Annotated in this window: 20 protein-coding genes; 7 read left to right on the top strand and 13 right to left on the bottom strand. The window is 41.6% G+C overall.

Annotated elements, in window-relative coordinates:
* Window positions 1–19: 19 nt before the first annotated feature.
* Genes denD through ltnD form a run of 5 tightly spaced genes read right to left on the bottom strand, consistent with a single transcriptional unit; the run spans window position 20 to window position 4,566 of the window.
* Window positions 20–967 carry a D-erythronate dehydrogenase gene (gene denD, locus TY87_RS17345; protein WP_100188046.1) on the bottom strand — a complete coding sequence of 316 codons (948 nt, stop codon included), beginning with the start codon at window positions 965–967 and terminating at the stop codon, window positions 20–22.
* A 33-nt stretch (window positions 968–1,000) separates the two neighbouring features.
* Window positions 1,001–1,777 carry a 2-oxo-tetronate isomerase gene (gene otnI, locus TY87_RS17340; RefSeq protein WP_100188045.1) on the bottom strand — a complete coding sequence of 259 codons (777 nt, stop codon included), beginning with the start codon at window positions 1,775–1,777 and terminating at the stop codon, window positions 1,001–1,003.
* Window positions 1,777–2,409 (bottom strand): 3-oxo-tetronate 4-phosphate decarboxylase, encoded by a 633-nt coding sequence (gene otnC, locus TY87_RS17335; protein ID WP_100188044.1) that lies wholly within the window; start codon window positions 2,407–2,409, stop codon window positions 1,777–1,779. The genes otnI and otnC overlap by 1 nt, the downstream gene beginning before the upstream one ends.
* Window positions 2,409–3,662 carry a 3-oxo-tetronate kinase gene (gene otnK, locus TY87_RS17330; RefSeq protein ID WP_100188043.1) on the bottom strand — a complete coding sequence of 418 codons (1,254 nt, stop codon included), beginning with the start codon at window positions 3,660–3,662 and terminating at the stop codon, window positions 2,409–2,411. Before otnK ends, otnC begins: the two co-directional genes overlap by 1 nt.
* A gap of 1 nt (window position 3,663) precedes the next feature.
* Window positions 3,664–4,566 (bottom strand): L-threonate dehydrogenase, encoded by a 903-nt coding sequence (gene ltnD, locus TY87_RS17325; protein ID WP_072839714.1) that lies wholly within the window; start codon window positions 4,564–4,566, stop codon window positions 3,664–3,666.
* A 281-nt stretch (window positions 4,567–4,847) separates the two neighbouring features.
* Between ltnD and TY87_RS17320 the strand changes: the two genes are divergently transcribed.
* The gene (locus TY87_RS17320; RefSeq protein WP_100188042.1) at window positions 4,848–5,606 is read left to right on the top strand and encodes a DeoR/GlpR family DNA-binding transcription regulator; all 759 of its coding nucleotides are present in this window, start codon (window positions 4,848–4,850) and stop codon (window positions 5,604–5,606) included.
* A 577-nt stretch (window positions 5,607–6,183) separates the two neighbouring features.
* Here TY87_RS17320 and TY87_RS17315 read toward each other — a convergent pair.
* The 4 genes from TY87_RS17315 to TY87_RS17300 all read right to left on the bottom strand — a co-directional run bounded on the left by TY87_RS17315 (window position 6,184) and on the right by TY87_RS17300 (window position 8,822).
* Entirely contained in the window at window positions 6,184–7,044 is an 861-nt protein-coding gene (locus tag TY87_RS17315) for an NAD(P)-dependent oxidoreductase (protein ID WP_100188041.1), read from the bottom strand.
* Window positions 7,045–7,223: 179 nt separating this feature from the next.
* Window positions 7,224–7,853 (bottom strand): OmpA family protein, encoded by a 630-nt coding sequence (locus tag TY87_RS17310; protein ID WP_100188040.1) that lies wholly within the window; start codon window positions 7,851–7,853, stop codon window positions 7,224–7,226.
* 119 nt (window positions 7,854–7,972) lie between these two features.
* Window positions 7,973–8,395 (bottom strand): VOC family protein, encoded by a 423-nt coding sequence (locus TY87_RS17305; protein ID WP_100188039.1) that lies wholly within the window; start codon window positions 8,393–8,395, stop codon window positions 7,973–7,975.
* Between the two features lie 109 nt (window positions 8,396–8,504).
* On the bottom strand, window positions 8,505–8,822 hold the full coding sequence (locus TY87_RS17300) for a hypothetical protein (RefSeq protein ID WP_100188038.1): 318 nt from the start codon (window positions 8,820–8,822) through the stop codon (window positions 8,505–8,507).
* 86 nt (window positions 8,823–8,908) lie between these two features.
* Here TY87_RS17300 and TY87_RS17295 point away from each other — a divergent pair, with 86 nt between their 5' ends.
* Window positions 8,909–9,937: a nucleoid-associated protein gene (locus tag TY87_RS17295; protein ID WP_100188037.1), complete on the top strand. Its 1,029-nt coding sequence runs from the start codon at window positions 8,909–8,911 to the stop codon at window positions 9,935–9,937.
* Window positions 9,938–9,986: 49 nt separating this feature from the next.
* On the opposite strand, the gene TY87_RS17290 is transcribed toward TY87_RS17295, so the two are convergent.
* Together TY87_RS17290 and TY87_RS17285 are read right to left on the bottom strand one after the other, a co-directional pair.
* The gene (locus TY87_RS17290; RefSeq protein ID WP_100188036.1) at window positions 9,987–10,631 is read right to left on the bottom strand and encodes an HAD family hydrolase; all 645 of its coding nucleotides are present in this window, start codon (window positions 10,629–10,631) and stop codon (window positions 9,987–9,989) included.
* 150 nt (window positions 10,632–10,781) lie between these two features.
* Complete coding sequence (locus TY87_RS17285) at window positions 10,782–10,973, bottom strand: hypothetical protein (RefSeq protein WP_100188035.1); 192 nt, start codon at window positions 10,971–10,973, stop codon at window positions 10,782–10,784.
* 164 nt (window positions 10,974–11,137) lie between these two features.
* Here TY87_RS17285 and TY87_RS17280 point away from each other — a divergent pair, with 164 nt between their 5' ends.
* Complete coding sequence (locus tag TY87_RS17280) at window positions 11,138–11,620, top strand: DUF2947 family protein (protein ID WP_100188034.1); 483 nt, start codon at window positions 11,138–11,140, stop codon at window positions 11,618–11,620.
* Between the two features lie 57 nt (window positions 11,621–11,677).
* Here the strand turns inward: TY87_RS17280 and TY87_RS17275 are convergent, their stop codons facing one another.
* Window positions 11,678–12,388, bottom strand: coding sequence for a tRNA-uridine aminocarboxypropyltransferase (locus TY87_RS17275; RefSeq protein ID WP_100188033.1), 711 nt, complete (start codon window positions 12,386–12,388; stop codon window positions 11,678–11,680).
* A gap of 297 nt (window positions 12,389–12,685) precedes the next feature.
* Between TY87_RS17275 and TY87_RS17270 the strand changes: the two genes are divergently transcribed.
* Window positions 12,686–13,450: a DUF1499 domain-containing protein gene (locus TY87_RS17270; RefSeq protein WP_100188032.1), complete on the top strand. Its 765-nt coding sequence runs from the start codon at window positions 12,686–12,688 to the stop codon at window positions 13,448–13,450.
* An 82-nt stretch (window positions 13,451–13,532) separates the two neighbouring features.
* Window positions 13,533–14,120 carry a TetR/AcrR family transcriptional regulator gene (locus TY87_RS17265; protein ID WP_100188031.1) on the top strand — a complete coding sequence of 196 codons (588 nt, stop codon included), beginning with the start codon at window positions 13,533–13,535 and terminating at the stop codon, window positions 14,118–14,120.
* A gap of 5 nt (window positions 14,121–14,125) precedes the next feature.
* On the opposite strand, the gene TY87_RS17260 is transcribed toward TY87_RS17265, so the two are convergent.
* A complete protein-coding gene (locus tag TY87_RS17260; RefSeq protein WP_100188030.1) occupies window positions 14,126–15,886 on the bottom strand; it encodes a DNA repair helicase RadD in 1,761 nt (586 codons plus the stop codon).
* Window positions 15,887–16,003: 117 nt separating this feature from the next.
* On the opposite strand from TY87_RS17260, the gene TY87_RS17255 reads away from it, so the two are divergent.
* Both TY87_RS17255 and trhO read left to right on the top strand, forming a co-directional pair.
* Window positions 16,004–16,696 (top strand): 2OG-Fe(II) oxygenase, encoded by a 693-nt coding sequence (locus tag TY87_RS17255; RefSeq protein ID WP_100188029.1) that lies wholly within the window; start codon window positions 16,004–16,006, stop codon window positions 16,694–16,696.
* Between the two features lie 125 nt (window positions 16,697–16,821).
* Window positions 16,822–17,817: an oxygen-dependent tRNA uridine(34) hydroxylase TrhO gene (gene trhO / locus TY87_RS17250; protein ID WP_100188028.1), complete on the top strand. Its 996-nt coding sequence runs from the start codon at window positions 16,822–16,824 to the stop codon at window positions 17,815–17,817.
* Window positions 17,818–17,885 lie beyond the last annotated feature (68 nt).

The following is a 17,885-nucleotide window of genomic DNA, read 5'->3' as shown; positions in this document are numbered from 1 at the left end:
TTTTATTAGAGATTGTTTTTTATTTTACTGATTCTACATATTCACTGAATATCGAATTGAAGTTGTTATCTTTTATAAAACCTAGAGATAACTCTTTTTCGTTATTAATGGATTTTGGCCAGCTTGAAACGATTTTTTCGATCTTTGAGTCTTTTTCATAAGAAATAAAATCAAGATAAGATTCGCCATGTTCGCTGGAAAGGCACTCAATCATTTCTTTTGGAGATGTTTGTAAGCCCGGTAGATTAATGGTTCTAAATCCATCTAAACGATCTGAATTGATCTGGCTGGCATGAACAATATTTTTAATGACAGTGTTTGGGCTGGATACCCACAGCGGTAGATTTAGATCGACTGGACAGTTGGTTTTCTCATGCTTTAGTGGCTCTCGAATGATGCCACTAACAAAAGAAGACGCTGCTTTATTTGGTGCTCCTGGGCGTATGCAAATGGTAGGTAAGCGCACAGATACAGCATCAACAAAGCCTTTTCGCGTATAGTCATTCACTAATAATTCACAGATGGCTTTTTGAGTGCCATAAGATGAACTAGGTTGCATCGCTGTCATGTAATCGATTTTTTCTGGTAGTTGTCCGCCGAATACAGCAAGAGAACTTGAAAAAACAAAGCGAATATTTGTGTTGGCTTCGCGGCAACGATCCAATAAAAGTTGAGTCGCTTTTAAATTAACCAACATACCAAGTTCAAAATCTTCTTCCGCATGGCTTGATACGATTGCCGCAAGATGAAAAACATGAGTTGTTTCTTTATCAATGATCTTTTTAACTTCTTCTGCAACGGTAATATCAGCAATAATAGATTGGATTCTGTTACTTGTTATCAAACCTGGATTTAATGAAACTCTATCAACAATTTTAATACTGTTTATTGTATGGAAGTTTTCCAATAAATTTTTTAATAGTTCAGTACCTAAAAAACCAGCTCCGCCAGTAATGACAATATTCATATTTTTATCCTTATACTTTTTATTTTGACTTTTTTATAAATAAGGTTTTACCCAAGCTAAGCCACTTTCTGTGGTGTTTTTTGGATTGTATTCACAGCCAATCCAGCCCTTATATCCAGACTCGTCCAATATGTTGAATAAATGCGGATAGTTGATTTCGCCTTCAGATGGTTCATGTCTTTTAGGGACAGAAGCGATTTGAATATGACCGGTGACATCGGCCAGATCTTGGATGAGACGAGTAAGATCCCCATCCATAATTTGGGCGTGATAAATGTCTAATTGAAGTTTAACGTTCGGTCGATCTACTTGTCGGATTAGCTCGGCGGCTTCTCGTTGATGAGCAATGAAATAGTTAGGAATATCACGATTGTTCAAGGGCTCAATCATCAGCTCGATACCGTGTTTAGCAAATTCGTCTGCGGCAAAGCGAATGTTATTGATGAATGTGTTGATGTGTTCTTTACGGCTGAAGTTAGGATCAACAATGCCAGACATAGCATGCACTTTTTTGCAGTTAAGTGCCTGTGTGTAGGCTAAAGCGGTTTCTACACTTTGCTGGAATTCTTTTTCACGACCTGGAATAGCCGCAAAGCCTCGTTCGCCTGCATCCCAGTTACCAGGAGGCATGTTAAACAAAGCCTGTTCAAATCCGTATTGTTGCAATTTAGACGCTAAAACATCAGCGTCAAAAGCATAAGGAAACAGATATTCAACGGCTTTAAAGCCCGCATTATGTGCACGCTCAAAGCGTTCCAAAAAGGGAACGTCAGTGAACAGCATGGTTAGATTTGCTGCAAATTTAGCCATTATTTTCCTCTCCCTTTTAGATCGGTTACTTCATCATCGGTTAAGTAGCGCGTGGGTTTGTTTGCTAATAAAAAAAACAACTTCGCGGTTTCTTCTAGCTCTTCTGCATTATCAACAGCGTCTAAGAAATCGCTGCCAGTGATGATTGGCCCATGATTAGCTAGCAAAAATGCTCGATATTTGCCCGCCAGTTTTGCAAGGTCTTCAGCAATATGTGGGGAGCCTGGGCGATAGTAAGGGACGACCGGAAGCTCACCGACTCGCATCACGTAGTAAGGTGTAAATGCTTTGATGGCGTTACTAGGATCCAGATTTTCTAGACAAGAAAGTGCCGTTAAATAAGTAGAGTGCAAATGCACGATAGCGTTGCAGTTTGGATCTTTCTCATAAATGGCTAAATGAAAAGCCACTTCTTTAGAAGGTCGATTACCAGATAGATGGTTACCGTCTTTATCAACGACAGACAGGTCTTCTGCAACTAAGCGACCAAAAGACGACCCCGTCGGCGTCGCTAAAAAATGACCATTAGGTAATTTCAACGATAAATTACCGGCACCACCTGTTGCGTAGCCACGATCGAACATAGAGCGAGCTAAGTCGACCATCTGTTGTCTCAATTCAGCTTCATTCATTAAAAGTACCCCTGAGCCGTGGTGAAAAAGTTCTCGTCGCCAAAATTGCCAGATTTAAGCGCCAGCGATAAATCTTGATTGATGGCTTTTACCCAAGGCACGCCAGGGGCAATTTGAGGACCGATGTGAAAGCTATCGACTTTTAGGCTTTGAGTTACAACGCCTGACGTCTCGCCACCTGCAACAATAAAATTACGTATGCCGAAATCTTGCAGCTTGATAGCCAACAAACTAAAGAGAGTCTCAACTGCTTGACTGGACGCCTCTGCACCGTATTGCTGCTGAATTGTTTTGAGTTTTTCAGCATCCGCCGTGGCATAAACGATAGGTGCCAATGACTCGTTAGCGTGGCTGATAACCCAATCAAACACTTCGTTGACGTAGTTTTCATTGCTCATGCACTGCTCAATATCAAGGGTAAAGAAAGGCGCTTTGGTTTTATAAAGCTCAACTTGCTTGTTGGTCATGACAGAGCATGAGCCTGAAAATATGACGGTTGGTGCTATGGCTGGGTGACCTGCTTGTTTTGCTTGGGTTTGGTCTTGTAAGTGTTCCCCCCAGTTTTTTGCAATACCTGATGCTAACCCTGAACCGCCAGTTACTAATTTCAATGAGCTAACTGCTTTGCCAATCTCATTAAGGTGTTCCGTTGTAAAAGCATCGACAACGGCGTAACGTTTTCCTTGTGCTTTTAGCTCAGCAAATTCACCAATAATGGCGTCTGCGCCTTGCTCAATACTTTGATGATTAATCAGTCCCGTTTTGCCTTTAGATTGCGCGTCCATCAAATCCATAAGATTAGAATTAGTCATTGGAGTGACTGGGTGGTTACGCATACCTGATTCACTGAGCAACTGACCAAGCACAAAAAGATGGCCGTTAAAAACAGTGCGTCCGTTAACTGGCAGGGCAGGGCAGACAATAGTAAAGTCTTCGCCTAAGACATCCAGAAGCGCATCCGTTACTGGACCGATGTTGCCTTTAGCCGTGCTATCAAAGGTTGAGCAGTACTTAAAATAAAATTGTTTGCAGCCCTGTGCTTGAAGCCATTTCAGAGCCGCAACAGATTGTTCAATCGCTTGTTCGGTCGGGCATGAGCGCGACTTTAAACTAACGACGACAGCGTCTGCATTTATCTCCGTATTTGCTGAAGGGATGCCGTTCACTTGAATAGTACGCATGCCATTTTCAACAAGAAAACCTGCAATATCGGTAGCACCAGTAAAGTCGTCGGCAATAACACCTAATAACATATTACTTCTCCACGCCTGGTAAATTGATTCCATCAAAGATCTTGATAACCGCACTGTCATCTTCTTGGCCGAAACCTGCGTTACTAGCAGAAAGGAACATATTTAAAGCAGTGCTAGATAAAGGAAGAGGGAACTTAAGTTCTTTGGCGGTATCTGCAACAAGGTTTAAGTCTTTAACAAAAATATCCACCATAGATTTAGGTGAATAGTCGCCATCGACAACATGTTTCATGCGGTTTTCAAACATCCAAGAGTTGCCAGCAGCATTTGTGACAACGTCATACATAAGATCAAGCGGGATGTTTGCACGAGCAGCAAGCGCCATCGCTTCTGCACCAGCAGCAATATGTACACCAGCGAGCAGTTGATGGATGATTTTAACCGTCGCACCAAGGCCAATCTCTTCGCCAATGTTGTAGACTTTAGCCGCTGTCGCATCTAGGACAGGCTGTAGTTTCTCGAAGGCTTCTAGCGATCCGGATGCCATGACAGTCATGTCACCTGTTGCCGCTTTCGCTGCACCGCCAGACACGGGCGCATCGAGCATCAATAATTGGTATTGAGAGAGTTTTTGGTGAATGGCTTTAGCATCTTCTGCGGAAATAGTCGCAGACACCATGACGGCAGTTTGTGGTTTTAGTGCGGCGGCTAAGCCGCTGTCAAAAAGTACAGCGTTTACTTGTTTTGCGTTTACAACAAGCACTAAGACAGCGTCTAATTGCTCGGCAAAATCTAAAGCGCTGCTAGAAACTGCTTTAGCTCCTGCTAGGCTTAGTTCTTCCAAGGCTTTAGGGTTTAAGTCAAAACCATAGACGTCCAATCCTGCGTTAATACAAGACTTAGCTGCGCCCATGCCCATTGAGCCTAGTCCGATCACACCGACGGATTTCGCTTTATTTGTCATACAATACCTACTGAATTATTGTTAGTTTATGTTCAGATTTGTGATTTTATAATTGATGGGAATGATTAAAACGCTTTATTTCACATATTTCAACAATATTTAACACTCTGTCTGAAAGGTTTTTGTGTTTTTTGCCTATTTGCTGTGTTGCTACTGTGATTGAGGGCGTGAAAACTAGTGCTTTCATGCAATGTATAGATACTTTTTCACATAAATTCACATGGCGGTTTTTTTTTGTTAAGCTGCAGTGGAAGTAATTTTGCGAATTGAACGGCGGAAAGATGATTCCAGTAGAGCGGCAAAGAAAGATCCTGACATTATTAAAGAATCAAGAAGTAGTGAGTATTTCAGAGCTGGTTGATTTATTTAATGTGTCTCATATGACTATTCGCCGAGACATTGAAAAACTTGAGGCTATTGGCAAAGTTAGTTCAGTTTCTGGAGGCGTGCAGCTAGCAAGAAACATTCATATTGAGCTCTCGCATGATATTAAAATTACTCAGTTTGCCTCTGAGAAAGAGCAAATTGGCAAGTTGGCTTCGAGTATCATTGCTCCAAATATGACGATATACCTTGATGCAGGAACCACAACGTTAGAAATTGCTCATCAAATAACGCAAAGAAATGATCTGCTCATTATCACTAACGACTTTGCTATATCGGCTTTCCTAATGGCAAATTCTGCTAACGATATTTACCATACAGGCGGAAAAATCGACCGACAGAACCAGTCTACCGTTGGATCAAAAGTGGCCGATTTTTTATTAAGCATGAACATCGATATCGCCTTTATCTCGACTTCGTCTTGGAATTTGAAAGGGCTATCTACACCAAATGAAGATAAAGTCATTGTTAAGCATGCTATTGCTAAATCATCGAAAGCTGTCTGTCTGGTTTCCGACACCTCTAAATATGGGAAAATTGCCGCCTTTCATGCATTGGATATGGAGCGAATTGATACCATTATCACCGACTCAGGATTGCCAGAAAGCGCGTTTAATGAATTGAAAGATAAAGGTATAGATATTTTAACTGCTTGATTTCTCAGTTGCCGATCTCTAGCTAGAAAGAAATTTGAAATGAGCGTTCTAGCGTGCATTTTGATTGTGATTTCACTGATTGAAAAGTGTCTTCATTCTATTATATTTTATGAATTTATTTTATATCTATGGTGCCTTGTTATTTATTTATGATTATATCTTGTATGTCAGGCATATTTGATTTGGTAGGTATATCCTTTACATAAGTTATATTATGTAAATAGGCAGTCTGATATGAAAGTCATTAAACATCTAATTAAAATTTTATTCTTATTTTCTTTAATTACTGCATTAGGTGCATGTGTTGCACCTCCTCCGCCTCCTGGGAGTTATGGTGCCTCGAGATATTACCATGCGACACCTCCGCCCGTACTATTGCCGCCACCTCCGCCACCTTTACTCTCACCTCTGCCTCCGAGACGTTATTGAAGTGTACGGGGGCTTAAGTCAAAAGATTACAAAAGACTGTTTAGTCAGTAAATCAGAAGAGAGGGCTAGGGAACTTTGAGTCTTTAGTTAAGCACTGGCCTCAAGCTAGTAATAGGAAAAAAACGTTTCCTGCCCTCTTGAATTGTGACTATTTTTTAATTTTATAAATCGCAGCAATGTCTTCCTCCGCAAAGCCTGCTTTTATTGCTTGTTTAAAGGCTTCGTTGGCAATTGCTGCAGTTGGCAAAGGTTGCTCAAGTTGATCGCCTAGGGCAATCGCAAGGCGCATATCTTTTTGCATGTGTTTAAGCGGAAAGCTGGTGGTGTAGTTCTCATTCAGCAGCATGGCGCCTTTGCCTTTAAACATCGGATTCGACATGGCGCCAGCATCGACGATGTCTAAAATCTGCTGACCGTCTAAACCAGCTTTTTGTCCCAAAGACATGCCTTCGCTGAAAATGCTTAACATGCCGCCCATCATCATATTAACGACTAGCTTCATGTTAGCGCCTTGGCCGACATCGCCAAGATACGGTGACATTTTACCCATCACCTCAAACGCAGGTTTAACATCGTCATAAAGGGATTGATCGCCAGCGGCGAGAATGATCAAAGTACCGTCTTCAGCGGGCTTTTTCGTACCAGAAACCGGTGCTTCCAAAAAACGTCCGCCAGCTTGGCTGATTAAACCAGCAATGGTTTTAGAGGTTGTGTCGTTTACTGTCGACATATCAACATAACCACGACCAGCGCCAATACCTGCTACAACACCATCCGGACCTTGGCAAAGCGCTAACGCAGCTTCAGGATCAGACACCATCGCAAAGGTAACATCGCAATTAGCAGCAACGTCTTTTGGTGTTGAACCTTGGCGAGCTCCCAATGCGACTAACTCAGCACATTTTTCTGAATTGCGATTCCATACCGTCACATCGAATCCAGCCTTAACCAAATTCGCTGCCATCGCCTTACCCATGATGCCTAAACCTAAAAACCCAACACTAGCCATAAAACTCTCTCTTAATCGGTGTTATTTCTGACAGTGTAACAAATAGAAAAGGTGGAGTTGCTCAAAAATGGGATAGGAAATGAAAAATGGCTTAGCTTTTAGATGGCTTCTATCTCCAAACCAAAAAAAACCAGTCATTTATCATGACTGGTTTTCTGGGGGTTCTATTTGCTAAGCGCTTAGTTTCTGTTGTTTAGCGCGGTGCTGCCGTTTTTGTCTACGCTATAGATTGTCCAACGTTCGTTGGCAAACTGTTGTTTGGCGAAGACTTCAGCCACAACTCGACGGTTTAGTTTTCTACCGTCTTCTGTGTCGTTATCTGCGATAGGGCGGGTTGCGCCATAACCAATACCTTTTACACGGTCTGCTTGGATTCTAAAACTATCTACCAGCACGTCAGCAATCGCTGAGGCGCGTTGTTGAGATAACTCTTGGTTTAGCTCTGCTGAACCTTGGCTGTCTGTGTGTCCTTCAATGACCACTGTGCTTGCTGGGTGTTCTTTTAAAAACTTAGCAAGATCTTTCAGCTCAGAATAAAAGCGCTGTTTAATATCAGCTTTACCCGTATCAAATAGAATGTTTAGTTCTACTGAGAGTAGTTTGGTAGTTTGGTTAGGGCAGCCATAGTTGTCTACAGCTGCGCCTTCAGTGGTGCCTGGGCAAAGGTCTCGAGCATCAATAACGCCATCTCGATCTGCATCAGCCAATCGAGACTGTACATTGGAAGCATATAGGCTTTCGGCAGCAGATAGATGCCCGTAAACCAGTAATGTTCCTGTTAGTGCGATGGTTTTAATGAGAGTCTTCATGGCGCTATTGCTACCCTTTAAGTTCTACGATTCTGTTAGCTTAAGAAATACAAGGCAATAAGACTATCGTATTTTTGTAGCGTTGTTTAATAAATCGCTTTTTTTGTAAACTTATGTAATTACCAGCTACCGGTATTTTCCATGGATGCCCATGGTTCAGCGCTTTCAAGGGAGCCATCTTTTTGCAACAATTCGATCGAAATGCCATTGGGATCTTTAATAAAAGCCATATGCCCATCGCGAGGTGGTCGTAAAATGGTTACTCCCATAGATTGTAGCTTTTCACATACTTGGTAAATGTTGTCTACTTCAAAGGCTAGATGGCCGAATTGGTCGCCGCCAGTGTAAGTGCGATCACTCCAGTTATGAGTTAGTTCTACTTCTGGCGCACCTTGCTCAGTAGCGTAGTAGATAAGCGAAAATTGACCTTTCTCACTGTCCATACGTCTTGTTTGAATGAGGCCTAGGCCTTCAGTATAGAAGGTATGACTTTCTTCTGGTTTATCTGTTCTTATCATGGCATGTAGGTATCGAATAGACATGATCACTCCCTATTTTGGTGAAAATATTCGGGAGTATTATTGCAGTATCAGCTTGGCATTTCAAAACAATAGACAGAAGACTCCTTTTTAATTGGAGTGGTAAGTCTTGTTATTCTTCCCAGACCCAACGAAGAGGGTCACCAAAGTCATCATAGATGATTTTTTTCTTAGGGCGCTTTTTGGTTGGTGCTGGTGGAGGGGATTTGCTGTGTTTTCGTTGTTGAATAGCGGCAACAACGTGATTTAATGGTGTGCGATCTTGTTTTGGCTCGTTAAAGCCCATATGGCTCGTGTTATACTTGCCATCAACTAAACCGGATTCCCCCATGTTGACTTGCTGGATCGTTCCGTTTTTCTTGATAAATTGATCTACCAGAGACTCAAGTTCTTTTCGTGTGTCTCTTTTTGTGGTTTTTGGTTTTATCATAGTGTTTTGGTTTGGGGAGATCCTTTAGTAAGTCGATGGGTTAAAAATTGATCGTAATCATCCATATTAAACGTAAGAGGTAGCTGGTGTCTATTAGCAACTTAATTGTGCACGAGATTCAAAAGCATGAAGGCGAGCGTAAAGCGATACTTATTGCGCGTCCAAATGAGAACCCAGTTGATGGGCAAGCCGAAGCCCTGTCTGCTCAGGTGACGAATCTATTTAATCGTTCTGGTATGAATACAGGGCGTTTTGTTAACCCTCAGGGAAGTGAGGAGGGCGCGCAATTACCCGCTCTACTTTTTAAGAATTTTAAAAACGATACCTTTGTGGATTTTGCGGGATTTACCAAAGATTGTGCGGCGGAGTTCCTAAAATATTTAGAGCCTGTTGAAGAAGCCGAAGGTGGTTTGTTGTGGTTTAACCATTACGAGCTTCACGATACGCATTTCTTGTACATAGTGATGCTGAAACGCAAAAAAGGCATAGGCCTTGGTGCGGATCTTAGTTTGTCTCAAATTGAGCAGATTGAGATGGAAAAGCTTCACATGTCGTTGCGTATCAATTTGACAGCGTGGCAAGCTGGCGATGAAGGTCGTTATATTTCGTTTCGTTTTGGTCGTGCGCCAAAATTCGAGAGTGAGTATTTTACTCAGTTTATTGGTTGTGATGAACCTAAAGTCGCGGCAAAAGAAACGCGTAAGCTAGTAGATTTGACGGCGGCGTTTTGTCAGTCAGAAGGGTTTCCCTCTAAGCAGGCGAATGAATTCAAGAAAGTGGTTTCTGAGCATTGTCAGGCGAAAGCGCAAGACCGTGAACCTCTGGCGATTAAAGATATTGCTTCTCAGGTTGAATCTCGATTTTCTGTTGAGCAGGCAAATAAGTTTTTAGAAATTGCCGATTCAGATAGCTTTAAGATGGAAAAAGAAATTTTTGTCGAAAAAGCCGCACTGAAAAAATTGACGCGTTTGTCCGGCAGTTCTCGTGCTTTGACGATTAGTTTTGATAGCGAGCTGCTGGCTGAGTCGATTGTGTTTAATGCAGACTCTGGCACGCTTACTATTAAAGACTTGCCGAAGAGTCTGCTGAAACAATTGCAGGCAATGTCTAACTGATTTTTTGTTAGACAAGTCGAACTAATTTGAATGAACGTTAGAAGGTTTGTTAAAGACCCAACAAGCCTTCTAGTTCTTTCATGGTTTTAAAGCATTCAGTCGCACCTGCGGCAGCTTGCATTTTCTCATCAAGGGTTTCGCTAAAAGCGAGTACTCTCATTCCAGCAGCTAGTCCTGCCGTAATTCCTGCAATAGAATCTTCAATTACTAAGCAATCTTTCGGATCGACATTTAATGCTTGAGCTGCTTTTAGGTAAAGATCTGGCGCTGGTTTGCCATTTGCCACATCTTCGACACAGAAACGAGTAGAAAATCGCTCAGACAATTGAATTTTGTCTAATTTGAAGTTCATTTCTTGGCGTCGTGCATTGGTCGCCATGGCAATGGGGGCTGTTATTTTACTGAGTAAATCTCGCACACCGGAAATAGGTTCTAGATCAGCTTCGATGATGGCATGAAAACGCTGTCTATAATCTTCATCAAAGTTCGCTGGTAATGGCTTACCAAGTAATTTTTCGGCATTGATGAGGTTTTCTTTGTTGGTGAATCCGGTGAATTTTGCGTGCAAAGTCTCGTCGTCGAGTTCAAGGCCGCATTCACTAAGCATGGATTTTAAAATAGTATTGGATATGTTTTCTGTGTCGACAATGACACCATCGCAATCAAAGATTATTGCTTTGTAAGAGTAAGTCATAAAGAAGATATTTTGTTGTGAATGAGTATTGATGATAACGAATTTGAGGGGGGTTAAGGAAGGGAGGGGGTTTTATTATTTTTCTCCCCTTAAAAAGATCTATTTACGATACACTAACACCCAATTATTATGGGCTTATTCTTGTGGAGCTTAGTTACTTGTTTGACCAAGTTGCTGAGGACGAGCGCTTACTTTTTTGATTGCTTTTACAGTTGTTTTAAAGAAAGTAACAACAGCTTTAACACGGCGAGCACGTCTTTGACGGCGAGCGTGGTCTTCAACTGTAGTATCTGCGTAGCCCCATTTTGCTAAAAGTGCTTCGTATTGTTGTTGAGAGTCCATAGTATTCTCCTGATTTGCTAATTAAGAAATGTTGTTTTATTACAACAATACTAATATTAGTTAAGCTTGACCGATTGAACAAACGATCCTTTTTCACTTGTTAGGTTAGTTTTTTTCATCATTTTTTATATCTATTAGATAAGAACACATTTAAGGAAACCTCCTTGTACCAATCGTTAGAACAGTTTTCAAAGAGTTGGATTTTTAAACGTAATGATCCAAAAGTTGAGCCAGAAGACTTGCAAGAAATTCGCTTGTTAAGTGAGCAGCGTGCAGGCCAGATTTGGCGCGATTACATTAGTGATGAACAAATACATCCCGATCATTTTTCGGATCGAGAATGGTTAAAGAAAGCCAGCACACAGGCTCCAGATGGTAAGCTTCAGTGGGAAAAAGCGTGGGATAGTGAACAGGCATCATTGCCGGAGGGGATCTTGGCGCATTTTTCTGCTTGGGGTGATGATACTACGGTGTTTTTTTGCTGCCATAACGAGTTAGTTTTTGAACTTCCTTGGGGCGTTTTTAAACGCACATGGAAAGCATTTTTGTTCCTCGATAATGGGCCTGTTTTGGTCGGTAAAAAGAAAAAACAAGCAGTACAGTTTCATTCTAATGGTTGGGTAAATTTGCTGTTTAGAGAATCTTAATTAGCAGATTCATGTATTTCATTGTTTTGGCAGGCTTTCTTTTTTTGTAATTATCTTTCACAAACGCTCGTTGTTACCACGTTTTCGACTGATCATGCAATGCTCGTTGAACGCTTGGTAGTAGCTAAGTAGCTGTTGACTGTGTTCGCTATGCCCTAGTGCGTCGAACAACATAGCGGTAACTTCAGCGGTGGCAAATTGCATTTGATGGCTTGAGTGTCTAACAAGAAAAGAGCGCTGCGCTTCGCTGTTTATCTCAAAGTGAGGAATGTCTTTTAACCACTCGCTTTGATGAAACATTTTACTAGCCTGCTTCCATGTCCCATCCAAGATAATAAAAGTGTGTTTTTCATCGCCTTTATTTCTTGATGGGGCAGCACTTCTTGTTTGTCTTTTCTGTGCCTGAGCTGTTTCTGTGTTTGGGAATAATATCGTGCAATTCCCTTGTTTGCTTTCTATGTGATCTAGCAACGTTTGTTGTGGCTCGGTTCTGCTCCACAAATAGGCTTGAGTGTCATCTGGATATAAATCAGCGATAAGTCTGCCACTATTGGTGGGTTTGTGGATTTCATCACGATGGAAAAGCAGAATAAATTCTATAGGAGAGGTTTGGTTTTCCCTTAAGTGACAAAAGCAGGCAAATTCCGCCATTAGACAATGAGGGCAGCGAATGGCGTTGGAACCTCTCGCGATGAAGGGCCTCATCGCGTCTGTTTTACACTGCTCGCGCAATGTGTCGACACAGTGTTTGTTTGGCGTAACCTTCATGTGATTTATGCTCTGTTTTTAACGGCGCCATTATCAGCTTTTTGTTTGAAATGTCTAGAGTGAGGCAGATCTCATGTTGATTTTTCATATTTTAGTGGCGTGATTAAAGTAAGAGCTAATATGAGTTAAATGTTTCAAATTGTTAACAAAAACGTCTCTTCTTTAGATGTCTTGCGGAAAACTTTACACAAAATATGCAAATACAAAGGAATGCGTTGAAACAGGCTTGTTGCTCCTGTTCGTTGTCTTCAAGTCGCGATAAGGTGTGAGATATTATTTTTTCGCTATGAGTTGTCTATGAGTCGTTATATCTCTCCGGTTTTATACGTTCTTCTCATGTTAGTAGGGTGTATAGCGTTTATATCTATTGCCGGTGTTCGAGTTGGGATTTTTGAGCCAATAACTGGTTTTTCTATGCTTCGCAAAAGCGTATTTGCCTCTTTAGTTTTATCCTTGCTTGCAGCTGTGTCACTAGGTGTTTGTCGGAAAGAAAAAAATATAGCGTGTCAGAGATTTTTCTTTTTAGTGCTGATCGTATCGTTGGTGTATAGCATTATGTGGATTGGTTTTTATCTGCAGCGCTCTGGTTTACCTGACATAAATGATATTACGACTGATACAGATGTCCCTCCCGCTTTTCTAAATGTTAACTTCATTCGAAAATCTCAAGAAAATGATCTGCGTTATAACAGTGAATGGGCACCTATTCAGCATAAGTATTATCCTGATGTTCAGCCTTTATTTTCTACAAAAAGCAAAACAGCAGTGTATTCAGCTATAACAGCGTTGGTTGAGGAACGTGGCTGGGATGTGGTGGCAACGTATTCCGGAGCCGGTATTATCGAAGCAACGGCTCGTACGCCTATTTTTGGCTTTCGAGATGATGTGGTGATTCGTATTACTCAGATAGAGCCTAAGAAAATTCGAATTGATATGCGTTCCTGTTCAAGGGTAGGTAGTGGTGATTTTGGAGTGAATGCAGAGCGAATCGTGTCCTTTATGACAGATCTTTCTGAGTCTCTAAGTCGATCATCTATGCCTAATCTAAGTTCTATGCGCTAATGTTTCATGTATTAAATTACACTCGTCTTTGAAAATCAGACACGCTAAACTCTCTTAATATCTTACTTAGGGGAATGTTAAGGTGAGTCTTCGTCAGCAACAAAAAGCCAATACGCGATCTAAAATTAAAGTCATTGCCAAGCAAGCTTTTCTGGCTCAGGGCATTGAAGCAACCAGTACTCGTTATCTAAGTGATAAAGCTGGCATTGCAGTCGGAACCTTATTTGTTCATTTTCCCGATAAACTTTCCCTAGTAAAAGATATCTTTTTTGATGAGATGGATGTGGCGCTTCGTGCTGCCGTCGCTTCTCAAAAAGCCAGTTCGTCTCCAATTGATTACCTTCTGCAAATGGCACAAGTGCTGTTTGAGTTTTATGATGCGTACGCAGAATTTACTCGCCAAGTATTGTTGGATAGCTTGGCAAAAGGTGGCTTTCACACTAATCAAATGGCCGTAATTTCAGAAGGCATTATCAAGCGTTTTAAGCAAGTGGGCGTGGACGATAAAACGGCCAGTATTTTTGCGGAAAATATGATTTCTAACTATTGGTTCGTTTTGCTCACGGGGGTGCCAAAAGGTGTTCTTGGGCAAGTTGCGATCGATCATCTGAAGCGTATGAATCTTCCGTTTGAAGTTTCTTATCGTAATGCGCTAAAAAACAAAGGTTGATGAGATTAACTAAGTTCGTTAGCTTTTCGATAGGGGCCTTGGTAGTCGAATAATCGCTCTGTGACTTGCCAGTGTTGTTTTTGCTTCTTAGCGATGACGAAATCGGGCGTTGGAAGGTAAGGTAAAAAGCGTTCTACTTCTTCAAGTTTATCAAATTGAATAGATTGGCTTGCGTTGGCTATTCTGCGCGCAAACAGATCATTAAACGCTTGTCGTGATTTCTTGAAATTAAAGCGGAATGTCTCTGATAGCGTCAATCCGTCCTCATCGTGATAAATAATCTTGATACTTTTCTCTTTCATATTTAATTCTGGCGTAATGCCTGAACAGCGTAGCACTTTGTTGTTTTTTAGGTTGAGCGCACTTCTTAGTAAATCATCTGGATCGATAAGCTTTTCTGCGCAATGCTGGCATTGTCGTGCGGCGATATCATTTTCTTCATTACAATAAGGGCAGCGTTTAAAGCGAAAACGATAGCTGCATTGTTGCTCTTCACCTTGTTCGTTTTCCACTAGGCCATGACAACGGCGCCCAAAATGCTCAAGAATGTTGCCTTCGGCATCTTTTCTTCCCCAAAAAGTATTGGCGAAGTCACAGACTGGGCAATGAATTTGTACGGCGACAGAATCTTGGGTTGGGCGTTTCTCACCAATTTCTGGCTGAAAGATATTGTAGCCGTTATTAGTATAATCCAAGACTAAGCAGTCTTTTTTGCCAGGACTTAAGCGCAAACCACGACCAACGATTTGTTGAAATAAACTGATCGATTGGGTTGGGCGCAATATAGCAATCACGTCCACATGCGGTGCGTCAAATCCTGTGGTTAGTACCGAAACATTAACGAGGTATTTAATATCTTTGGCTTTAAACGCTGCGATCAATGAATCTCGTTGTTTGAGTTTTGTTTTGCCGGTTATTAGTGCGGTTTTATCGGCGGGCAAGTAACTGGCGATTTCTTTTGCATGATCGATGGTCGCAGCAAAAATCATTACGCCTTGGCGATCTTGGCTAAGCTGCAATATTTGTTCGGTGACGGCTTTAGTGACCCGAGGGTGTTTATGAATGAGCTCGTTCAGCGCGATGTCATCGCTGTTTTGCTCGCCATCTAAACTTTCGGTCAGTAGGCTGAAATCATAATGGGCAATAGCCGCATCGTAATGGATTGGCGGGGTTAAATAACCCTTTTTAACCATGTGTTGCAGCGGTAGTTCAAATATACATTTCTTGAATAACGAGTTTGTACAGGTTCGCGTGTAGCCATGGTAATGATTTTGGTAGATCCAGCCGCTGCCTAAACGATAGGGCGTGGCGGTTAAGCCGAGAATTTTTACTTTTGGGTTTAGGGCTCGAAAATGTTCGATGGTTTTGTTGTACTGACCGCTTTCTTCCATGCCAACTCGATGGCATTCATCGATGATTATTAAACTGACTGGCTCGATGAAATCAGCAAGGTTTGCGGAAAGTGATTGAATGCTGGCAAAGGTGGTTTTCTCTGTGCTGGTTTTTTGGCTTAAGCCAGCAGAAAAAATCCCTGCTGAGGAGCCTGTTGCTAGAAACTTAGCGTGGTTTTGTTCAACCAATTCTTTCACATGCGCCAGACAAACAACTCGACCTTTGGCGAGTCGACTAAGTTCTGCAATTACCAAGCTTTTGCCAGCGCCTGTGGGAAGCACAATAACGGCTGGGTCATCGCTATTACGAAAGTGTCCCAAAGAGGCCTCAACGGCTTGAATTTGATAGTCTCGTAATTGAAAGGTTTGGGTCATGGTGTTTTAAATCTATCTGGCGAAATCTTGATGTCTTGTTTGTTGGGCTACAGTATCATAGCTGCTGTAGTTATTTGCCTTTTTACAAGTGATTTTTTATAAGTGACGAACCTATCTATGTCTACTGAAGTCCTGCCTGCTAAGCGTTTATATGTTGAAAACTCTATCCCAGCTTTTAGTCGAGAAGAACCATTTGCTAATTTGCTAATGGACCTGCAGACAAAAGGTTGGAGCGTTCAGGATGACTTTTTTTCAACAGATTTTACTCAAGCTTTGATGGATGAAGCAGAAAGTATTCAAAACGTCTTTATGTTGCAGGCTGGCGTAGGACGAAAACAGGATCATCAAATCGTATTAGATTCTCGTCGTGATTATATTCAGTGGATAGATCCGGATAAGCCCGTTCGTGTAGATTTCTTAAAAATGATGGCTGACTTACGTGTTGCGCTGAATCGTCGTTTGTTTCTCGGTTTGTTTGATTACGAGGCACACTTTGCTCGTTACGAGGAAGGCGCATTTTATGAAAAACACATAGATGCTTTCAAAGGTGAAAGTAATCGTATTTTGTCTACCGTTTTGTATTTAAACGAAGGCTGGCAAGATGGTGATGGCGGCGAACTGGTTATTTATGATGAAAATGATCCTTCTATCGAAGTCGGGCGTTTTTTCCCTAAAAAAGGTCGTTTGGCTGTGTTTCTGAGTGAATGCTTTTATCATGAAGTGATGGTGGCTAAACGAACACGGCACAGTATTGCAGGCTGGTTCCGTGTTAATAACACCACAGGCTCTACACTTGATCCAGGCCAATAAATTTACTCCCTCTTGTTTGTGTGGTTTTTTTGGATTTGGCCTCGAAAAATGGTTTATAACTCTCTATAATGCGCGCCTTGTTTAATTGCTCTGGTTTTACGTTCCAGATCGCATAGGAGAGAGTTATGTCTAAAGTCGTAGTATGTGCCCTTTATAAATTTGTCGCCTTGCCTCATTTTGAGTCCCTTCGTGAACCAATTCAAAAAACCTTAGAAGACAACGGTATACGCGGTACCTTGTTGCTGGCTAGTGAAGGTATTAACGGTACGGTTGCCGGTACTCGTGAGGGTATTGATACCATGTTGGCTTGGTTAGATCAGCAGCCAGGTTTGGATAAGATTGTATCCAAAGAGTCTTATGACGAAGATATGCCTTTCTACCGCACGAAAGTGAAGCTTAAAAAAGAAATCGTCACTATGGGCGTTGAAGGTATTGATCCTAAGCGCGTAGTAGGAACTTATGTTAAGCCAAGTGAATGGAATGCGTTGATCTCTGATCCTGATGTGGTTTTGGTTGATACGCGTAACGATTACGAAGTGCAAATAGGTACGTTCAAAAACGCAGTAAACCCAAAAACCGATACCTTTCGTGAATTTCCAGCGTACGTAAAAGAAAACATGGATCCAGCGAAACACAAAAAAGTTGCCATGTTCTGTACTGGCGGTATTCGTTGCGAAAAATCCACAGCTTATATGCTAGAACAAGGTTTCGAAGAGGTTTATCACCTTGAAGGCGGGATCTTGAAGTACTTGGAAGAAGTACCAAAAGAAGAAACCCTGTGGGAAGGTGAGTGTTTTGTTTTTGATAATCGTGTTTCTGTAAATCATGATCTACAAAAAGGTGAATACGACCAATGTCATGCTTGTCGTATGCCTATTACGGAAGAAGAAAAACAAAGCGAGCATTATATTCAAGGCGTGAGTTGTGTGCATTGTGTAGATAAATACACTGATGAACAGCGCCAGCGTTTTATCGAACGTGAGCGTCAAGTTCAACTTGCTCGTTCTCGTGGTGAAGAACATATTGGTGCAGAAGTATTAGATGCGGTTGAAAAACATCGTGTTGAAAAAGCACTAGAAAAAGAACGCCAGCGTAAGGTCCGCGCAGCGAAAGCGAACTAGCAGAAGGATTTTGTTCGATCTATCACTTAGATTTTCAGGTGATAGATCGGGCGAAAATGTGTTCTAAA

Origin of the sequence: Marinomonas sp. BSi20584, assembly GCF_002792415.1 — a bacterium.
Lineage (GTDB): Bacteria > Pseudomonadota > Gammaproteobacteria > Pseudomonadales > Marinomonadaceae > Marinomonas > Marinomonas polaris.
The sequence above is the reverse complement of the archived record's forward strand: the minus strand, read 5'-3'. Positions and strand labels throughout refer to the sequence as shown.

What these genes read in the sequence shown, in the direction of transcription:
- TY87_RS17290 (WP_100188036.1), bottom strand. Translation starts at nt 10,631, where the DNA reads ATGACTTACTCTTACAAAGCAATAATCTTTGATTGCGATGGTGTCATT.
- TY87_RS17270 (WP_100188032.1), top strand. Translation starts at nt 12,686, where the DNA reads ATGAGTCGTTATATCTCTCCGGTTTTATACGTTCTTCTCATGTTAGTA.
- otnK (WP_100188043.1), bottom strand. Translation starts at nt 3,662, where the DNA reads ATGTTATTAGGTGTTATTGCCGACGACTTTACTGGTGCTACCGATATT.
- TY87_RS17260 (WP_100188030.1), bottom strand. Translation starts at nt 15,886, where the DNA reads ATGACCCAAACCTTTCAATTACGAGACTATCAAATTCAAGCCGTTGAG.
- TY87_RS17285 (WP_100188035.1), bottom strand. Translation starts at nt 10,973, where the DNA reads ATGGACTCTCAACAACAATACGAAGCACTTTTAGCAAAATGGGGCTAC.
- TY87_RS17320 (WP_100188042.1), top strand. Translation starts at nt 4,848, where the DNA reads ATGATTCCAGTAGAGCGGCAAAGAAAGATCCTGACATTATTAAAGAAT.
- denD (WP_100188046.1), bottom strand. Translation starts at nt 967, where the DNA reads ATGAATATTGTCATTACTGGCGGAGCTGGTTTTTTAGGTACTGAACTA.
- trhO (WP_100188028.1), top strand. Translation starts at nt 16,822, where the DNA reads ATGTCTAAAGTCGTAGTATGTGCCCTTTATAAATTTGTCGCCTTGCCT.
- TY87_RS17305 (WP_100188039.1), bottom strand. Translation starts at nt 8,395, where the DNA reads ATGTCTATTCGATACCTACATGCCATGATAAGAACAGATAAACCAGAA.
- TY87_RS17255 (WP_100188029.1), top strand. Translation starts at nt 16,004, where the DNA reads ATGTCTACTGAAGTCCTGCCTGCTAAGCGTTTATATGTTGAAAACTCT.
- TY87_RS17315 (WP_100188041.1), bottom strand. Translation starts at nt 7,044, where the DNA reads ATGGCTAGTGTTGGGTTTTTAGGTTTAGGCATCATGGGTAAGGCGATG.
- ltnD (WP_072839714.1), bottom strand. Translation starts at nt 4,566, where the DNA reads ATGACAAATAAAGCGAAATCCGTCGGTGTGATCGGACTAGGCTCAATG.
- TY87_RS17275 (WP_100188033.1), bottom strand. Translation starts at nt 12,388, where the DNA reads ATGAAGGTTACGCCAAACAAACACTGTGTCGACACATTGCGCGAGCAG.
- otnI (WP_100188045.1), bottom strand. Translation starts at nt 1,777, where the DNA reads ATGGCTAAATTTGCAGCAAATCTAACCATGCTGTTCACTGACGTTCCC.
- TY87_RS17310 (WP_100188040.1), bottom strand. Translation starts at nt 7,853, where the DNA reads ATGAAGACTCTCATTAAAACCATCGCACTAACAGGAACATTACTGGTT.
- TY87_RS17300 (WP_100188038.1), bottom strand. Translation starts at nt 8,822, where the DNA reads ATGATAAAACCAAAAACCACAAAAAGAGACACACGAAAAGAACTTGAG.
- otnC (WP_100188044.1), bottom strand. Translation starts at nt 2,409, where the DNA reads ATGAATGAAGCTGAATTGAGACAACAGATGGTCGACTTAGCTCGCTCT.